Genomic DNA, 16,247 nt, shown 5'->3' with positions numbered 1-16,247 from the left:
GGTCGGGGAAAGGTCAGGGAGACCACTGTGGACAACGAAGAGTTTGACGCCTTGTTGGAGAAGGCGAAGCGTCCTGAGAAGGATGTTGATCTGTGCCTTCGCGGTGATTTGCAGGCCGAGTGGGAGCGGCTTGACGCGCAACTCGCGGAGCCGAGCACCGACACGGCGACCCTGGCGGTCAGCAAGGAGCAGCGCGAAATCGCGAAGCAGGTCGTCGCCCTCCAGGAGGAGATGAAGGACGCGACGCTGACGTTGCGGCTGCGCGCCCTGGAACGCCACGCGTGGAAGAAGCTGCGCGCCGACCACCCGCCCCGCGACAAGGACCCGCACGACCGCGTGATGGGGATCAACAACGACACCTTCTGGGACGCCCTGGTGTACGTGAGCCTGGTATCCCCGAAGCTGGACGCGGAACGCGTCGCGCGGCTGCTCGATTCGCTGACTGTGAGCCAGTTCGACAAACTCACCACGGCCACCTGGAATCTGAACCAGGAGGACGTCTCCGTCCCTTTCTCGTCGACCGCCTCACGCATCGCACCGAGTTCCGGCGCGACGTCGAGGCAGCGACCCAGCTCGGAATCAGCTATCGACGCTTCTTCGGCTGGGAGCCGAAAGAAGTCGTCGAGCACCACTATGAAGGCGGGCAGCTAACCCGGTCGATCGTCACACGCGAACCGGAGTGGGACGACCACGACCGGTCGCTGGTGCTGGCGTTGCGGGAGTACCAGTCCCTGGTGTGCGGCGGCTGCGGTGGATTCCTGCCGGAGACCACATCGCCGGATGCGGGGTACAAGGCGGAACTACCTCACCGGTGTCACCGGTGCAGCGCGATCAAGTCCAAGCAGCGCGAGTACTCCGACCAGAAGAACTCGGATGCGCTTGTGCTGTGGCCCGTGACGAAAACGTCGTGAAAGGAGGTGGCGCGTGGCCGAGCGATCCGTAAACGTCAAGCTCCGCATGGACGTCGCGGCTTACATGGCCGGGGCACGTAATGCGGCCGGTGCGACGAAGGACCTCGACAAGGCCGCGCGCGACCTCCGCCGAGCACTCGACGAAGAGGAGAACGCAGCCGGCCGCGCGCGGGTAGCGAACGCCCGGCTCGCCGAAGTTCAGGCCAATGCGAAAGCGAAGGCTTCGGAGCTCGCCGCGGCGCAGGAGGATGCCGCGCGAGCGAGCAGGGCGCTCGCGGTGGCACAGGACAACTCGGCAGACGCCGCGAACCGGTTCTCTCAGGCGCAGAAGAGCGCCGCCACCGAAGCGGGCCGGTCGTCCAAAAAGGTCGACGACGCGATGGGGCGGCTCGCGAAACGCACCAACGCGCAGTTCGACGCCCTCAAATTCACCGGTCTCTCCCTCGGGTTGCCCGCGGCGGTCGCAGTGGGCGCAGTGGCAACCACGGGCAGCCTCGCGCTCATCGCGGCGGGCTTCGCGGCGCTCGGCGTAGCCGGTGTGGCACACACAGACGAGGTGCAGGGCGCGTTCGCGAAGCTGCGGACATCCGTCGTTGACGACGTCCGAAGCATGTCGGCGCCGTTGAAGGGTGACGTCGTCGGCGCGCTCGACGATGTGGGCGCGGCGTGGGATCGGCTGGCGCCGTCGGTGAGCACGGCGATCCAAGCATCGGCGCCTGCGATTCGCACTCTTACGGGTGCGGTCACGGACTTCGCCGAGAACGCCATGCCGGGCATGATCACCGCGGTGAAGCGCTCCGAGCCAGCGCTGGAAGGGCTCCGTACCTTCTCCGGGCAGGCAGGCGCAGGCCTGTCAGAGTTCTTCGTCAATGTCTCGGAAGGCGCCGAGGGTGCTGGCGAGGGCATGGAGACCCTCGGCGGGACGGTCCGTCTGCTCGAGTCCCGCATGGGGACCTTGTTCGCAAACCTTGCGAACGGCAGCCAAGGACCTCTGTTGTCGCTGCACACCATCGTTGACCAGGTCACCGGCGGGCTCAACGATCTCACCGCTCAGGGCTCCGGCGCCATGGGCGCGCTGCAGGGGTTCACCAACGCCGGTTCGGGTGCGGCCACTGTGCTCAGCGGTGTACTGGGTGCAGTGTCCGCGCTTCCGCCGCAGGTGGCCCAGTTCGCCGGATCGATGGGCGCGGCGTCGATGATCGCGGGCCAGTTCGGCATCAACGCTGGAAAGGGTTTCGAGGGGCTCGGCGACAAGGTTCGGGCGGCGACGACGTCGAGTGACAAGTTCAAGGCTGCTATTAGCGGCATGGCCTCGGGCGCGGTGCATCCAGCGTTCCTCGCGGTAGCAGGGCTCGGTCTGGTGCTGGACACGTTGGGGCAGAAGCAGCAGGAAGCCGCGGAGAAAACAGCTAAGCACGCTGAGAACGTGCGTGGCTTGACAGACGCTTTGCGCAAGGACAAGGGCGTCATCGGCGAGCAGACGCAGGCGTGGAACGCCGAAGCGTTGGCGTCGAAGAACGCGGCCAACAACCTCGCGCAGTTCGGTCAGACCATGGGTACGGCGAAGCTGGCGATCGAGGGGAATGCGGGCGCCTACAAGGCATTGCAGGATTCGGCGAACGGTCGGATCGCGCAGCTCGGCAAGGAAATGGGCCTGAGTGATCACGCGGTCGGTGCGCTGCAGGGCATCACGTCGAATCTGCTGGCGAACGGTGGCGCCTACGAGGATGTGAAGGGCGCCGTTCAGCAGTACACGACTGTCACGGATGCCTCTGGTGTGGCCACGAATCGGATGTCTGCCTCTCAGAAGGCCGCGTTCGACTCGTTGTTCAACGGTGTCGGCGCGGTCGGTGAGCAGATGCGTGCGCAACGGGACGCGGCGGCCGCCTACCTCGCGTCGGAGCACGCCCTGACAGGGCTGTCGGCGGCGCAGATCCGGGCCCGGGACGCCACGACCCAGCACACGCAGGCGATCTACGACCAGGTGAACGCTTCTCTCGGCCACCGCGGCGCCGTGTTGAACGTGCAGCGCGCGATGGAGGACTACAAGAAGGTCACCGAGAACAGCAAGTCCACGACGTTGGAACGCGCGGAAGCGGAGCTGAAACTGGAGCAGGCGATGCAGCAGCAGATCGCCGCCGCCGGTAAGGCCGCTGCCGCGTCCGCGCAGGGCGCGACGGACAAGCAGAAGGAGTCGATCGCGACCGCGGCGATGAACGCCGAGACGGTCAAGTTGGCTGGCACGTTCGCCGGGCCGCTGCCGGCGTCGCTGCAGCAGACGATCGCGAAGATGTCCGTGACCGAGGCCAAGGCCGCCGGGCTGCGGGTGGAGATCGACAACACTGGTGCGGCGGTATATCGGCTCCCGGATGGCCGGATCATCAAGCTGACGGGTAACAACGCGCAGGCGATGGCCGCGATCAACGAAGTCCAGCGGCACATGAACTCGATCCGCGACAAGCAGGTCACGATCACCGTGCAGCAGCGGTACGCGGCGACCGGCGGCATCGGGAACGCGATCAGCCAAACAGGACGCGCAGTGGCGTATGCCAAGGGCGGTATGGCTCTACCGTGGGGAACCGTTGCGAACGACAGCGGAAACCTGCTTCAGCCCAAGCGGATGTCCGGCGGTCTCGCGATGGTGATCCCGCCGAACACGCCGAGGCTCATCGGCGACAACATGACCCATCGCGAGCTGTTCGCACCGTTGGATGGTTCTCAGCGGAGTCGTGAGCTCATCATCGAAGCGGCACGGCACGAGAAGATCCTGCCGATGGCCAACGGCGGAATACTTTCCGCCGCGCGGGAAGCACTGTCGCATCTGCAGGGCGGCGGTCAGTTCTTCGAGGACTTCTCGTGGTACGGCAACAGCGCCAACGTGTCCAGCTACAACGACGAGCTCGCGGGCCTGTTCTACGGGGCGAACAAGGGGTTCGATTTCGACGCGTCGGACCGCACCCGGGACGGGATCGTGTCGTGGCTGCAGGGGTATGTGAACCAGCAGGCCGCGGCGGAGGCCGCGCAGAACATGGTGGTGCAGTCGCCGGTGCAGGAGGCCATCACCGCGGGAACGTTGGTGCAGGGTTCGGCGCGCGGGGGGAACGGCGCGGTCGTGAACCTCAACATCGCCTTCCCCCGGTATGTCGGCACGCGGGACGAGCTGGTGCGGGAGATCCGTTCGAAGGTGTCCGAGCTGGGCGGGGACGTGCAGAACGCGTTGGGGAGGCGACGATAGTGGCATTCACCGATCAGTTCGTCGCCGAGCTGGCGATCGCGTCGGAGTGGGTCGACATCACCGACGACGTCTACGGTGCTCCCGGGGTCACGATCACCCGGGGGGTGGACGACGAGTATGCGAAGCCGCAGCCGTCGGAGTGCAGGCTCACGCTGAAGAACACCGCGGCGGGAAAGTACGCGCCCCGGAATCCGATGGGCGCCTACTACGGGCAGCTGGGACGGAACACACCGTTCCGGATCGCCCGCCGGGTGGCGCGGGACGCGTTCGCGCGAACGGTGTCCAACGGATGGGGCGCAGCGGATCTCGGTGGGGCGTGGTCGTTCGAGGGGGGAACGGCGTCGCTTTACGCGGTGTCCGGTGGGTCCGCGACGCACAGCATCACCCCGGCGTCGGCTAGCCGCATGACCTACCAGGCGGGCCAGTTGTACCGGGATGTCGATTGCGCGGTCACGGTGTCGGGCGCACCGGTGAACGTCACCGGCGGCACCGTCGAGTGGGCTATCGCGCTCGGCGGCGCGTCCACGTCGGACTACTACCTGGTGATCGTGAGGGTCAGCACGTCCGAGGTGGTGTCGATCGAGATCCGCCACGCGGACGGGTCCATCCTGGAGAAGGACGACTTCATCGACATGACGTGGACCGGGGCCCCACTGCGGATCCGCGCGCAAGTCGATGGACGTACCATCCGCGGAAAAGTGTGGCTCGCCGCCGACCCCGAGCCGTATCGGTGGCATCTGAATACGAACGCCCTCGACGAGGAGTTGGCTTTTCCGTCACGAGGGTGGGCCGGGGTGTGGTCGGCCAAAGGCGCCGGCAACACCAACGGCGCGGTGACGTTCACCTTCGACGACTGGGAGGTCCGATCGAATCGGTTCATCGGCGAGGTGTCGTCGTGGCCGAACTCGTGGGACCTCGACGGCGAGGATGTCCGGGCTGGGATCACGGCGTCGTCGCTGACCCGTCGGCTCGGGCAGGGCGAGCAACCGCAGCTGTCCAGCTACCGGCGCGGGAACGAGTCCATCACCCCCGCGCACCTGGCGTACTGGCCGCTGGAAGACAAGTCGGGTGCGGACACGATCGCGTCCGGCATCGGCGGCTTCCCCATGCAGATCTCCGCCGGATCACCAAGGTTCGCGTCCAATTCCGACTTCGACTGCTCCGAGCCGATCGCGCAGTCCAACGGATCGGTGCTGTGGGGGCGGATCCCCGAGAACACCGGCACAGGTGAGCTGCAGGCCGTGTTCCTGCTGTCCATTCCGGACTCCGGCGAAGTCGACAACGGGACGCTCCTGCAACTGCAATGCACAGGCACGATGGGTTTCTGCGACCTGCGCTACCGCGCGGGCGGGAACCTGCAGCTGTGGTTCTTCAACCAGAACCGGACGACCGTCCACACCTCCGTGCTGATGCCATTGGACGTCGACGGCCGCCCGCTGCAGGTCAGTGTCGAGCTGGCGCAGAACGGCGCGAACATCGACTACGCGGTCGCGGTTCTCGGGTTGGGGGACGACATCGGCCTGGTGACGCCGGGAACGGTGGCTGGCCTGTCGTTCGGGTCGGTGCTGAACTGCTTCGCGCCCCCGTACCGGGGGACGATCACGTCGGCGGCGATGGGGCACGTCGCGGTCCGTAACAGCATGACGTCCATCTACACGCTGCAGGACCAGCTGAACGCGTGGGTGAACGACCTCGGCAACGACCGCGCACGGCGGTTGTGCCGGGAGAACGGGCTGCCCTACGTGTTCATCGGCGACACCGACGGTGTGACACCGGAGATGGGGCCGCAGCTGCCGAAGGGATTCACCGAGCTGCTGCAGGACGTCGCGGACGTCGACATGGGCATGCTGACCGATTCCCGGTCCGCTCTCGCGCTGGTGTACCGGTGGCGGAACACCTTCTACAACCAGACACCGGCGTTGTCGCTGACGTATCAGCAGGTGCTGCAGCCGTTCGAGCCCACCGAGGACGACCGGTACCTCCGTAACGACGTCACCGTCGAACGTGACGACGGCTCCAGCTACCGGGCAGTGAAGGAAACAGGGCCGCTGTCGGTGACCGACCCGACGTCCACGGCCGGGGTGGGCCGGTACGCCACGTCGGTGAGCCTGCCGCTGGCCACCGACGAGCAGGTGATGGACGCCGCAGGCTGGCTGCTGAACCTGGGGACTGTCGACGAACCCCGCTACCCGGTGGTGAAGGTGTCGGTGGAGCCGTTCGCGGCCAGCACCCAGTTCGCGCTCGATGCCCTGTCGGTGGACGTCGGGGACCGGATCGCGATCACCTCGGTTCCCGTCGGTCTGGGCGCGGACGACATCTCCCAGATCGCCCGCGGCTACGTCGAGTTCTTCGACGGGGTTGAGCACGTCGTCGACTTCCGGTGCAGTCCCGAATCGCCGTACCAGGTGTGGGAACTGGACGGCACCGACGCGGCCCGCCTGGACTCCGATGACTCGTTCCTCGCCGCGGACGTCACGTCCACGGCGACGTCGCTGGTCGTGGGTTCGCTCACGACCCCGTGGACGAGCGACCCGGCGGAGCTGCCGATCCCGGTGAAGCTCGGCGGCGAGAAGGTCACCGTGACCGCGGTGACCAACGAGATGCTGTCGAACACGACCTTCGAAACGGGTCTGTCGCCATGGACCTCGTCAGGGACCGCGGCGGGAACAGGCTTCACCCAGTCCAGCACACAGAAACACTCGGGGACGTTCTCTGCGCGGCTCGTGCCGGACGGTGTGACCTTCTATGCCGCTGCGCTGTCCGAACTTATCCCGGTGGTGGCGGGGATGCCGGTGACGGTGTCGGTATGGGTGCGGTTCACCAACGCTGTCACGTCCAACTTCTCGGTCTCGATCAACTGGAACGACGCCGCCGGCGGATATATCACCACGTCGAATGAGTTCGTGTCGGTGAGCGCGGCGACGTGGACGCAGGTCAGGAACACGTTCATCGCCCCGGCGGGTGCGGCCACCGCGCAAGTGGTGCCACTACTGGGCGGGACACCGGCCCCCAGCCAGGTTTGGTACGTCGACGACGTTTCCCTCACCGGACCCCAGCGGTTCACCGTGATCCGCAGCGTGAACGGTGTCGTCAAGGCGCACGCGGCAGGCACCCCGATCAGTCTTGCCCGGCCCGCGATCCTGGCCCTCTAAAGGAGAACTGATGGCATTCCTTGCGGGACAGCGTGCCACCGCCGCCCAGCTGAACGACCAGAACGCGAAAGGGATCTCGCTGATCGCGGACGGTCTCACCTCGCCGCAGTCGTTCGCGACGGGCTCCACCACCACCGTGCAGTGGCCGGTGATCGACTCGTCGGAGTCGTCGATCATCACGATCACCGGGACGAACAACACCACCTTCACCGTCGTCAAGCCCGGGTTTTTCGCGATCGAGACCGCGCTGCGTCTCGTCGCGGGCACCACCACCCTGGAACTGTCGATCAAGGTGAACGGTGTGCGGGTCGGCGCGAACGTCGGCAACACCGTCACCTCCACCGCCCGAAACCTCCGGCTCGTCGCGGGGGACGTCATCACCATCACCGCCATCCACAGCTCCGGCTCCACCAAAGCCGTGGAGTCCGGCGCGGAGGACACCTCACACGTGTCGATCACCAGGCTCAGCGAGTGAGGACCGTCCACAATGCACGAAAGGGGTGTCGGTGAGTGAACTGGCACAGCTGCTCACTGCGATCGGCGGCTTGGTCGCGATGGTCCTCGGCGCCGTCGGCGGGCTCGTCACCACGCTCCGGACATCCCGCCGTGAACGTCCTGCCGCGGCGGCACGCGGCGCGACCCGGGTCTACGAGCAGCTCGAGAAAGCCGCCGAGGACGGAGACATCACAGCGGACGAGTTCGCCGAGGCGATGCGGCTCCTCAGGGAAGAAGGTGAGCAGCCGTGACGCTCGATGACGCGATCCACCGTGCCGCCGAAGAATCCAAGGACCACCGCGGACACCGGCTGATCTGGGCGTTCTCGTTGATGCTCCTGCTCGGCGCGGTCACGCTGGCCGTAGTCGTGTACGTCGGCCGGGAACAGAGCGACGCCAAGGTGAACGAGCTGTCCCGGCAATCCGCTCAAAACGCCGACGTCGCGACGAAACTCGCCGAGCAGGTGCGGGCGCTCGGCGCTACCCCGGTCGTCGAGCCACCGCGCGTTCCGGCAGAAGCCGACCCCGCCACGATCCGACAGGCCGCGCGCTCGGCGGTCGCCGACTACTGCGCCGCGCCGTCCCGGCCGTGCCGCGGTGCCGACGGCACATCGCCTTCGTTCGACCTGATCGTGGACGCGGTCGTGTCCCGCATCCCGGCGCCGCAACCCGGCCGGAACGGGACCGACGGCGATGACGCCACCACAGCGCAAGCCGCTGCCGCGGTCGCCGCGTACTGCGGCCAGCCGACGGAGCCGTGCCGCGGCGCGGACGGCAAGGACGGCGCCGATGGGAAGGACGGCAAGGACGGTGTGGACGGGAAGCCAGGCGCCGATGGCCCGCCGGGGCCGTCCTGTCCGGACGGGTACACCGCGCAGTCCCGGCGGCAGGCCACCGAAACCTGGTGGGTGTGCGTCTCCGACGCCGACCCGCCGCCCCTGACCCCACCGAACTGAGGAGGCCGCATGGCCTGGTACGTCGCGAAATCCCTCGAGGTTTTGCGCGGGCAGCTGAACACGATGGCGCCGCGCCGGTCGACGGTGTCCGACGGCAGCATCGGCGACGCCGCGCACAGCTCCCGCACCTCGGACCACAACCCGACCTCGAGCGGGCAGGTCTGCGCGCGCGACTTCACCCACGATCCCGGCGGCGGTCTGGATTGCCACTGGCTCGCCCGGGTGCTGGTCGCGTCCGGGGACAGCCGGATCAAGTACGTGATCTGGGACCGCCGGATCTGGACGCCCGGTGTCGGCTGGAAGGCCTACAGCGGCTCGAACCCTCACACCCAGCACCTTCACCTGTCGGTGAAGGCCGGAGCGCTCGGCGACGACGGCCGCGCGTGGAACCTCGGAACCGCAACCCCATCCCAGGAGGAACTCGTGGCCACTGCCGAAGAGATCCAGGCGATCGCGAACGCGACCGTGAACACGCTGATGAGCCGCGGTGTCGGCGTCGGAGAACCGGAGCGGGGCGTGATGCCGTTCTCGACGCACGTCCGCTACACGCAGGTCGACGCCGCCAAGGCCGCGGCGGGCGTCAAGGCGCTGGCCGCCAGCGTCGACGGGCTCGCCGCCGCTGTCGCCGCCGCGACGAACGACCCGGGCATCACGCTCGACGCGGTGAAGCAGATCGTCACCGACGCCGTGAAGCAGTCCATCGAGATCGTCGGCGAAGTCCGCATCGGCCCGGCGGCCGGACAGTGACCGGCCAGCACGGCGACCCGATCGGCGAAGCCCCGTCGATGCTCGCGCGGTACGCAAAGGCTTTCGCGGCCTTCCTCGGAACCCTGACGCCGCAGGCCGTCTTCGCCGTCCTCGACAGCAACGGGGTCCACGTCAACGCGTGGATCAACCTCGCGGTCACCGTGATCCTCGGCGTGGCCGCCACGGCGGCTGCCCCCAAGAACGAGGAGTAGGCCATGGCCACTCGACTCGCGGACGCCTCGCAGCAGGCCGCCTGTGACGCGGTCGTCGACCGCATCGACGTCGGCGGCGCCGGAACCCTGAAGATCTACACCGGCAGCCAGCCCGCCGACGCCGACACCACCCCGGCCGGGACGCTGCTCGTCACCATCGCGCTGGCGGCGACCGCGTTCGGAGCGGCCACGAGCGCGGGCACCGCCTCGCTCGCCTCCACCCCGCGGTCCGGCACCGGCGTGGCCGCAGGCACCGCCGGGTGCTTCGTCGTCGAAAGTGGTGGCGGGGCGAAAGTCTTCGGCGGCTCGGTCACCGCGACCGGCGGCGGCGGAGACCTCACCCTCGACAACACGTCCATCGCCGTCGGGCAGACCGTGAACGTCGGCACCCTCACCTTCACCCACCCCGGCACCTGAGAGGACTCCTGATGACCGAGCCCGAACCGCCGCGCCCGCCCCGCGATATCCACGCGGACTGCCAGGACCACCCCGGCGCCACCACCGGCAAGTCCTGGACGGAGATCTACGCCCACTTGCTCGACGCGCACACCGGCGGCACCGGCGACCCGGCCGACATCGTCGAACCGTCCGGCTGGGACATCACGGCCGTCTGGGCCCCGGCGTAGCCCATGCCCGTCAGCTTCGGCGCGGTCGCGGTATCGGGCGCCTCGGACTCGCTGAGTACGACGTGCCCGATCGCCGTGGCCGGGCTGGGCACCATCGCCGCCGGCGACATCTTGGTCTTCGCGATCGAGATGTGGGAGTCCGCGACCTCCCCGGTCACCTGGCCCACCGGCACAGGCACCTGGACGCAGATCGTCGACCTCGTGTCCGGCTCCACGAAACTCAGGGCCGCGTGGTGCCGCGCGCTCGGCACCGAAACCGGCAGCCTCACCGCCAGCTGGACCGGGTCGCAGTGGCGGCTTGGGCACCTCATCCGGATCCCCGGCGCGCTGGCGGCCGGTGACCCGGTCGAGGTCCTCAACACGGCCACCGGCACCGGCACCTCCGTGCCGTCGACGAGCGTCACTATCGCGACGCTCGCGCTGCTGCTCCACCTCGGCTCGAGCGAGAACGGCACCAGCCAGACCACGCCGCCGACGTCGTTCACCAACGCCGCGAACGGCAACGTCCTCCGAACGAACCACCGCTACCCGGGCGCCACCGGCACCTACACCGCCTCCGGCGGGGTGCTCGCCGCCTCATCCCTGCAGCACGCAGTGCTCATCGCCATCAAACCCGCCGCCGGCGCAGGAGACAGCACCGGTACCGGCGCGCTCACCGCGCCCGCCAGCGTCGCCGCGGGCACCGGGACTGTGCCCGTCACCGGCGCCGGCGCGACGACCGCCCCGAAGTCGACCTCCGCCGCCACCGGCGCGGTCATCGTCGCCGCGGCGGGCGCGGCAACAGCGCCGGCCTCCGTCGCGTCCGGTGCTGGCGGGGTCGTAGCCACCGGCACGGGAGCGGCCACCGCGCCAACAGCCATCGCGAACGGCGCGGGAACGGTGGTCGTCACCGGCAACGGAGCGTTGACCGCCCCAGCGTCGGTGGCGTCCGGCACCGGCGGCGCCGTCCCCGCCATCGAAGGCACCGGGGCGCTCGTCGCGCCGGCCGCGGTCGCGCTCGGCGCAGGCGTCGTCATCATCAGCGGCATCGGCCACTGCGTCGCCCCGGCGTCGGTCGCCAGCGGATCCGAAAGCCTCACCGCCCCTGCCGAGGATCCGCGGCTCACGATCCACCCGAACCTGGCCACCGCCAGCATCCGCGCCAACCAGGCGCTCTTGACGATGGGGGACACATGACGTCGATGGAGATGAAGAGAGGCGACCTCGAGCCGGACCTGGTGATCACGGTCGAAGACGCCAGCGGCGTCGCGAACCTCAACCAGGTCACGTCGTGGCGGGTCATCGGGAAACAGCACGGTGCGGTGGTGGTCGACGGCGCGCCGACGAGCGTCACCGTGGATCCGGGGAACGAGTCGAAGGCCACGCTGGCCCGCGCGTGGGAGACAGGGGAGACCGCGGACGTCGGCGACATGCAGATCGAAGTCGAGGCGATGTGGCCCGGCGGCCGACCGCAGACGTTCCCCGCGTCCGGGTATGGAGTCGTCAGGATCCGCGCCGACCTGGGTTAACCCTGCTCCACGCGAAAGGCCCCCGCGCTCTTCGGAGCGCGGGGGCCTTTTCGTTGTGTCCAGCTACGCCGTGGTGGGCCGCTTGATCGCGATGCTGCCGACGAACGCGACCGCACCGACACCGAGCAGACCGTACGCCCAGCCACGCCGTGTGGAGATCGCGCCGTCGCAGGCCTGTGCGAACCCGGTCGTCGAGCTCGCGCCGAGCGATCCGTAGCCGGCGTCGAGGCTCATCGCGTTCCGCAGGCCGTCAACGTTGGCCTGGTACGCGGCGTCCTTCGTGTCCGGCTTCATCGCGCTGCCACAGGAGACGGTGCCGCCGCCGGGTGTTGCCGCGCTGACGCCAGTGACGAGCAGGATCGCGCCGACGACGGCGACCAGTGCGGCGACGATGCCGACGAACTTGCGCGGGTCCATGGGTTCTCCTCGTAGACGGGTTCGTTCTGTCTGGTCGTGTGGATCACGGATTCCGTTGCCCACGTAATCGGACTGTGACAGACGAATACGAGGACGATCAGTGGCCAGCTTGGCGGAGGAACGCGGTGATGAACTCGCCGCCGATCTCCTGTGCCTCGTCGGCGTGGCCGCGGACCCGGGTAGAAGGCATGGTGGTGGATTCGGTCTCGATGACCCGATCCTGTTCCGCCACCGGGTGTTTCCAGTGCCCGCTGCAGCCGTTCGGGCAGTCCATTTCGATGGTGCGAAGGACCCTACCGTCGGCGGAAGGCTGCTGCCACGACAGCACGCCCGTACCGTCGCAGAGCTCGCAGGTACTCGTAGACTTCACCGATACCTCCGCACCTCGTGCAGGCCTTCTGGTTGCTGTCGATCCCCGAGCCAAGGCATTTCGGGCACGTCTTCGGCATGATGGTAGCCCTTTCCTACTTGGGTATGCGGCCTGTGCCGTTGCACCGGCCGCAGTCGGACTGGCCGTTCGTGGCGCCGAGCCCCGCGCAGTCGGGGCACGCGACGGTCTCGTCCTGCTTGTCGTTGCCCATGGTTGTTCACCTTCCGCTTGAGGATCGGGTTTGCTGCTCCATTCGGGGCCTGATCTCCCGCTCCGCCGCTCGGGGTGGGCCGCTCATCGAGGGGCGCTGGGCGGCTCGGCGGAGCAGGAGATCAGGTGGAGGTTGGGCTCCCGCCGTCGCCCGCATGGACCGGGCGGGAGCCGCCTCCCCGCGCCCGCCCGTCTGGAAAGGGCGCGGAGTCTAAAGAGGGGCCGACGAGATCGATCGGGGTAGAAGGATCTGCCGGCCCCCCTTCCGCCCAAGGGGCGGTTGGTCCCCGGCGAACGCGACGAGGGGCTGCCGCGTCCGCCGGGAGTCATCTGGCACGTGGAGCAGGTGAAGGGCGCCGCGGGATTGGCGCGATGTTGTGCTGAACCCGATATGCGGCCTCGCAGGCCTCGCACTGCCGAAGTCCGGGGCGTGCCCGACGCTCGGAGACGTCACCGAACTCGGCGTCTCCGAAGACCCCGCACAGCATGCGAATCCGTTCCCCTGGCTCTGGCACGGCCCGTAGCCAGGCGCGGTGCCAGGTGTCGCCGATGACAGGGTGTAGGGCGTCGAGGTCGACGTAAATCAGGGCGCTCATCGGCTGTCCTGCCCGCGAAGCCGACGTTCGAACTCTGCCCATTCCTCCGGCGTCGTCTCGCTCACCGGACGAAACGATCGGTTGTCGAGGTCGATCTCGCCGCCGACGCGGTGGCCGCGGTGGTCGAAGTCGAAGCCGACTTGTCTCGCGCGGGTTGATGGGTCGGATCGCTCGTTGCTCATCGAGCCCTCCCCTGGACCGTCTAGGCTGCCGCCCTGTGCTGCGTGGGCGATGTGCTGTCACAAGCATGATGTGCTAGCACATTGACCGCAATAGCCCGTACGGCTGAGGGCCCGATCGTGTGCATAGCGTTAGTCTTCGATGCATGGCGAGCACAAACGAGACACCTCGCGCGGTCGAACTTGGCCTGCTCCTGAGGCGTTTCCGGACCCGTGCAGGTCTCGGACAGCAGGAACTCGCAGCACAAATCGGACGCCACCACTCGGAGATCTCACGCATCGAGCGTGCTCAGCGTGGGCTCGACGAGGACTTCCTCATCGCGATCCTCGATGCTGTCCATGTCAGCTCGGAAGAGCGTGCCCAGGTGCTCACTCTCTTCCGGGAAGCTGCGGACCCGAACTGGCTGGCACCTGGCCGTTCGCGGCAGCTCACCGTGGTTCGCGCGTACGAGGACGCCGCCGACGCGATCACCAACGTGCAGCCGCAGTTGATCCCTGGGCCGCTGCAAACCCGCGCGAACGCGATCGAGGTCATGATCGCCACCGGGAATACGCGAGCAGAGGCGATCGAGGGCGCCGACTTCCGAATGGCGCGCGGCGCCACGATCATGGAGTCAGGGGTCGACTTCACTGCCATCATCGGCGAGTACGCCTTGAGGTACCCGGTATGCGGTCGGGAAGCCGCAGTGGAGCAGCTATATCACCTTCGGAAGCTCATGGATGTCCCGCATATCACCATCAGGGCTGTCGCGATGTCGTCGCGTTCGATGGCGATGCGGCGCGGACCGTTCGTTCTGATCGAATCGGAGCGAACGGGTGCCGTCGTGCATCTGGAGCAGGTCTCGGGTTCCACCACGATGACCGATGCCAAGTACGTGCGCGGCTACCAAGAAGCTGCGGAAGCCCTTCGTGGGAACGAGGAGAAGGGAATCCGTGGGGAAGCGATGAGCACCGACGCCACATCGGTGCTCATCGAGGAAATTGCCAACGAGATGGAGAATACAACATGACAGAACTTCGCTGGCGGAAATCCAGCTACAGCGGCGGCGCGAACGAAGAGTGCGTCGAGGTTGGGTTTCTCGCTGGCGTTCCGGTCGCAATTCGTGACTCCAAAGACCCGGAGGGTGGGCAACTTACGTTGAGTCCGGCCGCCTTCGCTGGCTTGCTCGCTTCAGTGATCAAAGAAAAAGACGGCAAGGAATAGCCCCCCCCCCCCCGCTGAAATAGAAATTGCCCCGGCATACCCGTCTGGTGCCGGGGCAATTTCATACCCACGATAGGTCCCGCAGGTTAGCTTCCGTCAAGCTGCAGATCAGCCGCACGCAAACTCTCGGCCGAGGTGAATGCCCGAAGGGACGCTTCCGCCGCGTCCGCGGAGCGTTTCAGCTGTCGTGGGTCGAGGTGTCCGTAGATGTCCACGGTGGTCTGATACGACTCGTGGCCGAGGCGACGTTGCAGGGTGGGGAGGTCGACGTCATCCGCGATCTGCCACGACGCGTGGGTGTGGCGTAGGTCGTGGATACGGGGTGTCTTGTTCAGTCGGAGGGCTAGTGGGACGAATCGGCCGTCCTCGTCGCGGTCGGCGTTCGCCGCCACGACGGCTTTCTTCCACACGCGGTCGCGGAAGTTGTTCTCCCGGAGCCTGGCGCCCTTCGGGCCGGCGAACAGAGGCTCGTCCTGGGTGCGGTTGAACGTGAGCGCAGCGAGCTCGGGAACCAGCGAGGGTGGGATGGAGACGGTGCGTTTCCCTCGGCGGGTCTTGGTGGTGCCGACGTAGTGACCGTTGTCGGCGCGTTTGACGGCCTTCACGACGCGGACGCTGGGGGTGGATCTGGCGAGGTCGAGGTCACCGACGTTGAGGGCGGCGAACTCTCCCCACCGGAGGCCGGTGGAGACGAGGAACCGTACCGCGGGCTTGTAGTAGTCCCGGACCTTGGAGAGCAGGAGAGAGAACTCGCCATGGGTGAGGAACACCATCTCCTCGGTCACGTACTCGGGGAGCCGCTGCCCGTGGAACGGGTTGTCGGGCCGGTACTTAGGGACGGCTGAGCCGATCGCGGCGGACAGGAACGAGTGGACGTTCCGGAGGGTCTTGCCGCCCATGCCCTCGCCCTCGTCCCAGCGATCGTTGACCCACTTCGCGGCGAGCTTGTCGAGGCCGTCGTGGTCAATGGGGAACGCACCGAGGTACGGGTTGATGTGGTTGCGGGCGTACCCGCGGTAGTCCTTTTTGGTGCGGGTCTCGATGCCGGTGAGGTGCTCGACGTAGTCCTCGATGATGGCCGCGATGGTGGGGACCTTCTTGCGGATGGCGGCCATGGCGCTGGTGGCGTTGTTCAACCGCTGGCCGTTGGCGTCGAGGAGCTTCTTCGCGCGCTCGGCATCGGCGGGGTCGTCGAACGCCAGCGAGTCCTTCTTCTTGGTGTCGGGGTCTCTCCAGACCACGCGGTAGCCGATGGTGCCGTTCTTGCGCGGCCGGGCCTCGATGCTAGCCATCAGGCGACCTCGTCGCTGGCAAGGCTTACTCTGGGGATGTCCATAGGGGACATGATGAACCCCGAACCTGGGTCCATGGGGACACAATTCGGGGTCTACGGGGACACTGATCAGAAATGAGTCTCTGACCTGCATCTA

General features: G+C 67.5%; 18 protein-coding genes. 14 read left to right on the top strand and 4 right to left on the bottom strand.

Features of this window, described 5'->3' with window-relative positions:
- The first annotated feature begins 27 nt into the window (after positions 1–27).
- The 12 genes from DMH01_RS03300 to DMH01_RS03245 all read left to right on the top strand — a co-directional run bounded on the left by DMH01_RS03300 (position 28) and on the right by DMH01_RS03245 (position 11,841).
- Complete coding sequence (locus DMH01_RS03300) at positions 28–651, top strand: hypothetical protein (RefSeq protein WP_125673625.1); 624 nt, start codon at positions 28–30, stop codon at positions 649–651.
- Positions 652–924: 273 nt separating this feature from the next.
- Complete coding sequence (locus tag DMH01_RS03295) at positions 925–4,146, top strand: hypothetical protein (protein ID WP_125673624.1); 3,222 nt, start codon at positions 925–927, stop codon at positions 4,144–4,146.
- A complete protein-coding gene (locus DMH01_RS03290; RefSeq protein WP_125673623.1) occupies positions 4,146–7,298 on the top strand; it encodes a carbohydrate binding domain-containing protein in 3,153 nt (1,050 codons plus the stop codon). Before DMH01_RS03295 ends, DMH01_RS03290 begins: the two co-directional genes overlap by 1 nt.
- Before the next feature lie 10 nt (positions 7,299–7,308).
- Entirely contained in the window at positions 7,309–7,773 is a 465-nt protein-coding gene (locus tag DMH01_RS03285) for a hypothetical protein (protein WP_125673622.1), read from the top strand.
- A 31-nt stretch (positions 7,774–7,804) separates the two neighbouring features.
- Entirely contained in the window at positions 7,805–8,044 is a 240-nt protein-coding gene (locus DMH01_RS03280) for a hypothetical protein (RefSeq protein WP_125673621.1), read from the top strand.
- Positions 8,041–8,748: a hypothetical protein gene (locus DMH01_RS03275; RefSeq protein WP_125673620.1), complete on the top strand. Its 708-nt coding sequence runs from the start codon at positions 8,041–8,043 to the stop codon at positions 8,746–8,748. Before DMH01_RS03280 ends, DMH01_RS03275 begins: the two co-directional genes overlap by 4 nt.
- A gap of 9 nt (positions 8,749–8,757) precedes the next feature.
- Complete coding sequence (locus DMH01_RS03270; protein WP_125673619.1) at positions 8,758–9,495, top strand: hypothetical protein; 738 nt, start codon at positions 8,758–8,760, stop codon at positions 9,493–9,495.
- Positions 9,492–9,707 carry a hypothetical protein gene (locus DMH01_RS03265; RefSeq protein ID WP_125673618.1) on the top strand — a complete coding sequence of 72 codons (216 nt, stop codon included), beginning with the start codon at positions 9,492–9,494 and terminating at the stop codon, positions 9,705–9,707. Before DMH01_RS03270 ends, DMH01_RS03265 begins: the two co-directional genes overlap by 4 nt.
- A gap of 3 nt (positions 9,708–9,710) precedes the next feature.
- Positions 9,711–10,124 carry a hypothetical protein gene (locus DMH01_RS03260; protein ID WP_125673617.1) on the top strand — a complete coding sequence of 138 codons (414 nt, stop codon included), beginning with the start codon at positions 9,711–9,713 and terminating at the stop codon, positions 10,122–10,124.
- A gap of 11 nt (positions 10,125–10,135) precedes the next feature.
- Positions 10,136–10,333, top strand: a complete 198-nt coding sequence (locus DMH01_RS03255) for a hypothetical protein (protein ID WP_125673616.1) — start codon at positions 10,136–10,138, stop codon at positions 10,331–10,333.
- A 3-nt stretch (positions 10,334–10,336) separates the two neighbouring features.
- Positions 10,337–11,509 carry a hypothetical protein gene (locus DMH01_RS03250; protein ID WP_125673615.1) on the top strand — a complete coding sequence of 391 codons (1,173 nt, stop codon included), beginning with the start codon at positions 10,337–10,339 and terminating at the stop codon, positions 11,507–11,509.
- A gap of 5 nt (positions 11,510–11,514) precedes the next feature.
- Positions 11,515–11,841, top strand: a complete 327-nt coding sequence (locus DMH01_RS03245; protein ID WP_125673614.1) for a hypothetical protein — start codon at positions 11,515–11,517, stop codon at positions 11,839–11,841.
- A gap of 63 nt (positions 11,842–11,904) precedes the next feature.
- On the opposite strand, the gene DMH01_RS03240 is transcribed toward DMH01_RS03245, so the two are convergent.
- From DMH01_RS03240 to DMH01_RS03225, 3 genes are all read right to left on the bottom strand, one after another.
- On the bottom strand, positions 11,905–12,258 hold the full coding sequence (locus DMH01_RS03240; protein ID WP_125673613.1) for a hypothetical protein: 354 nt from the start codon (positions 12,256–12,258) through the stop codon (positions 11,905–11,907).
- A 97-nt stretch (positions 12,259–12,355) separates the two neighbouring features.
- Positions 12,356–12,628, bottom strand: coding sequence for a hypothetical protein (locus DMH01_RS03235; protein ID WP_125673612.1), 273 nt, complete (start codon positions 12,626–12,628; stop codon positions 12,356–12,358).
- An 802-nt stretch (positions 12,629–13,430) separates the two neighbouring features.
- Positions 13,431–13,616, bottom strand: a complete 186-nt coding sequence (locus DMH01_RS03225; protein ID WP_125673611.1) for a hypothetical protein — start codon at positions 13,614–13,616, stop codon at positions 13,431–13,433.
- A 143-nt stretch (positions 13,617–13,759) separates the two neighbouring features.
- Between DMH01_RS03225 and DMH01_RS03220 the strand changes: the two genes are divergently transcribed.
- Complete coding sequence (locus tag DMH01_RS03220) at positions 13,760–14,623, top strand: helix-turn-helix transcriptional regulator (protein WP_125673610.1); 864 nt, start codon at positions 13,760–13,762, stop codon at positions 14,621–14,623.
- On the top strand, positions 14,620–14,817 hold the full coding sequence (locus DMH01_RS03215) for a DUF397 domain-containing protein (protein ID WP_125673609.1): 198 nt from the start codon (positions 14,620–14,622) through the stop codon (positions 14,815–14,817). The genes DMH01_RS03220 and DMH01_RS03215 overlap by 4 nt, the downstream gene beginning before the upstream one ends.
- An 86-nt stretch (positions 14,818–14,903) precedes the next feature.
- Here DMH01_RS03215 and DMH01_RS03210 read toward each other — a convergent pair whose 3' ends face one another.
- Positions 14,904–16,109, bottom strand: a complete 1,206-nt coding sequence (locus DMH01_RS03210; RefSeq protein WP_158633184.1) for a site-specific integrase — start codon at positions 16,107–16,109, stop codon at positions 14,904–14,906.
- Positions 16,110–16,247: the final 138 nt, after the last annotated feature.

The organism is Amycolatopsis sp. WAC 04182, assembly GCF_003947465.1.
Lineage (GTDB): Bacteria > Actinomycetota > Actinomycetes > Mycobacteriales > Pseudonocardiaceae > Amycolatopsis.
The sequence above is the reverse complement of the archived record's forward strand: the minus strand, read 5'-3'. Positions and strand labels throughout refer to the sequence as shown.

What these genes read in the sequence shown, in the direction of transcription:
- DMH01_RS03285 (WP_125673622.1), top strand. Translation starts at nt 7,309, where the DNA reads ATGGCATTCCTTGCGGGACAGCGTGCCACCGCCGCCCAGCTGAACGAC.
- DMH01_RS03270 (WP_125673619.1), top strand. Translation starts at nt 8,758, where the DNA reads ATGGCCTGGTACGTCGCGAAATCCCTCGAGGTTTTGCGCGGGCAGCTG.
- DMH01_RS03260 (WP_125673617.1), top strand. Translation starts at nt 9,711, where the DNA reads ATGGCCACTCGACTCGCGGACGCCTCGCAGCAGGCCGCCTGTGACGCG.
- DMH01_RS03255 (WP_125673616.1), top strand. Translation starts at nt 10,136, where the DNA reads ATGACCGAGCCCGAACCGCCGCGCCCGCCCCGCGATATCCACGCGGAC.
- DMH01_RS03250 (WP_125673615.1), top strand. Translation starts at nt 10,337, where the DNA reads ATGCCCGTCAGCTTCGGCGCGGTCGCGGTATCGGGCGCCTCGGACTCG.
- DMH01_RS03245 (WP_125673614.1), top strand. Translation starts at nt 11,515, where the DNA reads ATGGAGATGAAGAGAGGCGACCTCGAGCCGGACCTGGTGATCACGGTC.
- DMH01_RS03240 (WP_125673613.1), bottom strand. Translation starts at nt 12,258, where the DNA reads ATGGACCCGCGCAAGTTCGTCGGCATCGTCGCCGCACTGGTCGCCGTC.
- DMH01_RS03225 (WP_125673611.1), bottom strand. Translation starts at nt 13,616, where the DNA reads ATGAGCAACGAGCGATCCGACCCATCAACCCGCGCGAGACAAGTCGGC.
- DMH01_RS03220 (WP_125673610.1), top strand. Translation starts at nt 13,760, where the DNA reads ATGGCGAGCACAAACGAGACACCTCGCGCGGTCGAACTTGGCCTGCTC.
- DMH01_RS03215 (WP_125673609.1), top strand. Translation starts at nt 14,620, where the DNA reads ATGACAGAACTTCGCTGGCGGAAATCCAGCTACAGCGGCGGCGCGAAC.
- DMH01_RS03210 (WP_158633184.1), bottom strand. Translation starts at nt 16,109, where the DNA reads ATGGCTAGCATCGAGGCCCGGCCGCGCAAGAACGGCACCATCGGCTAC.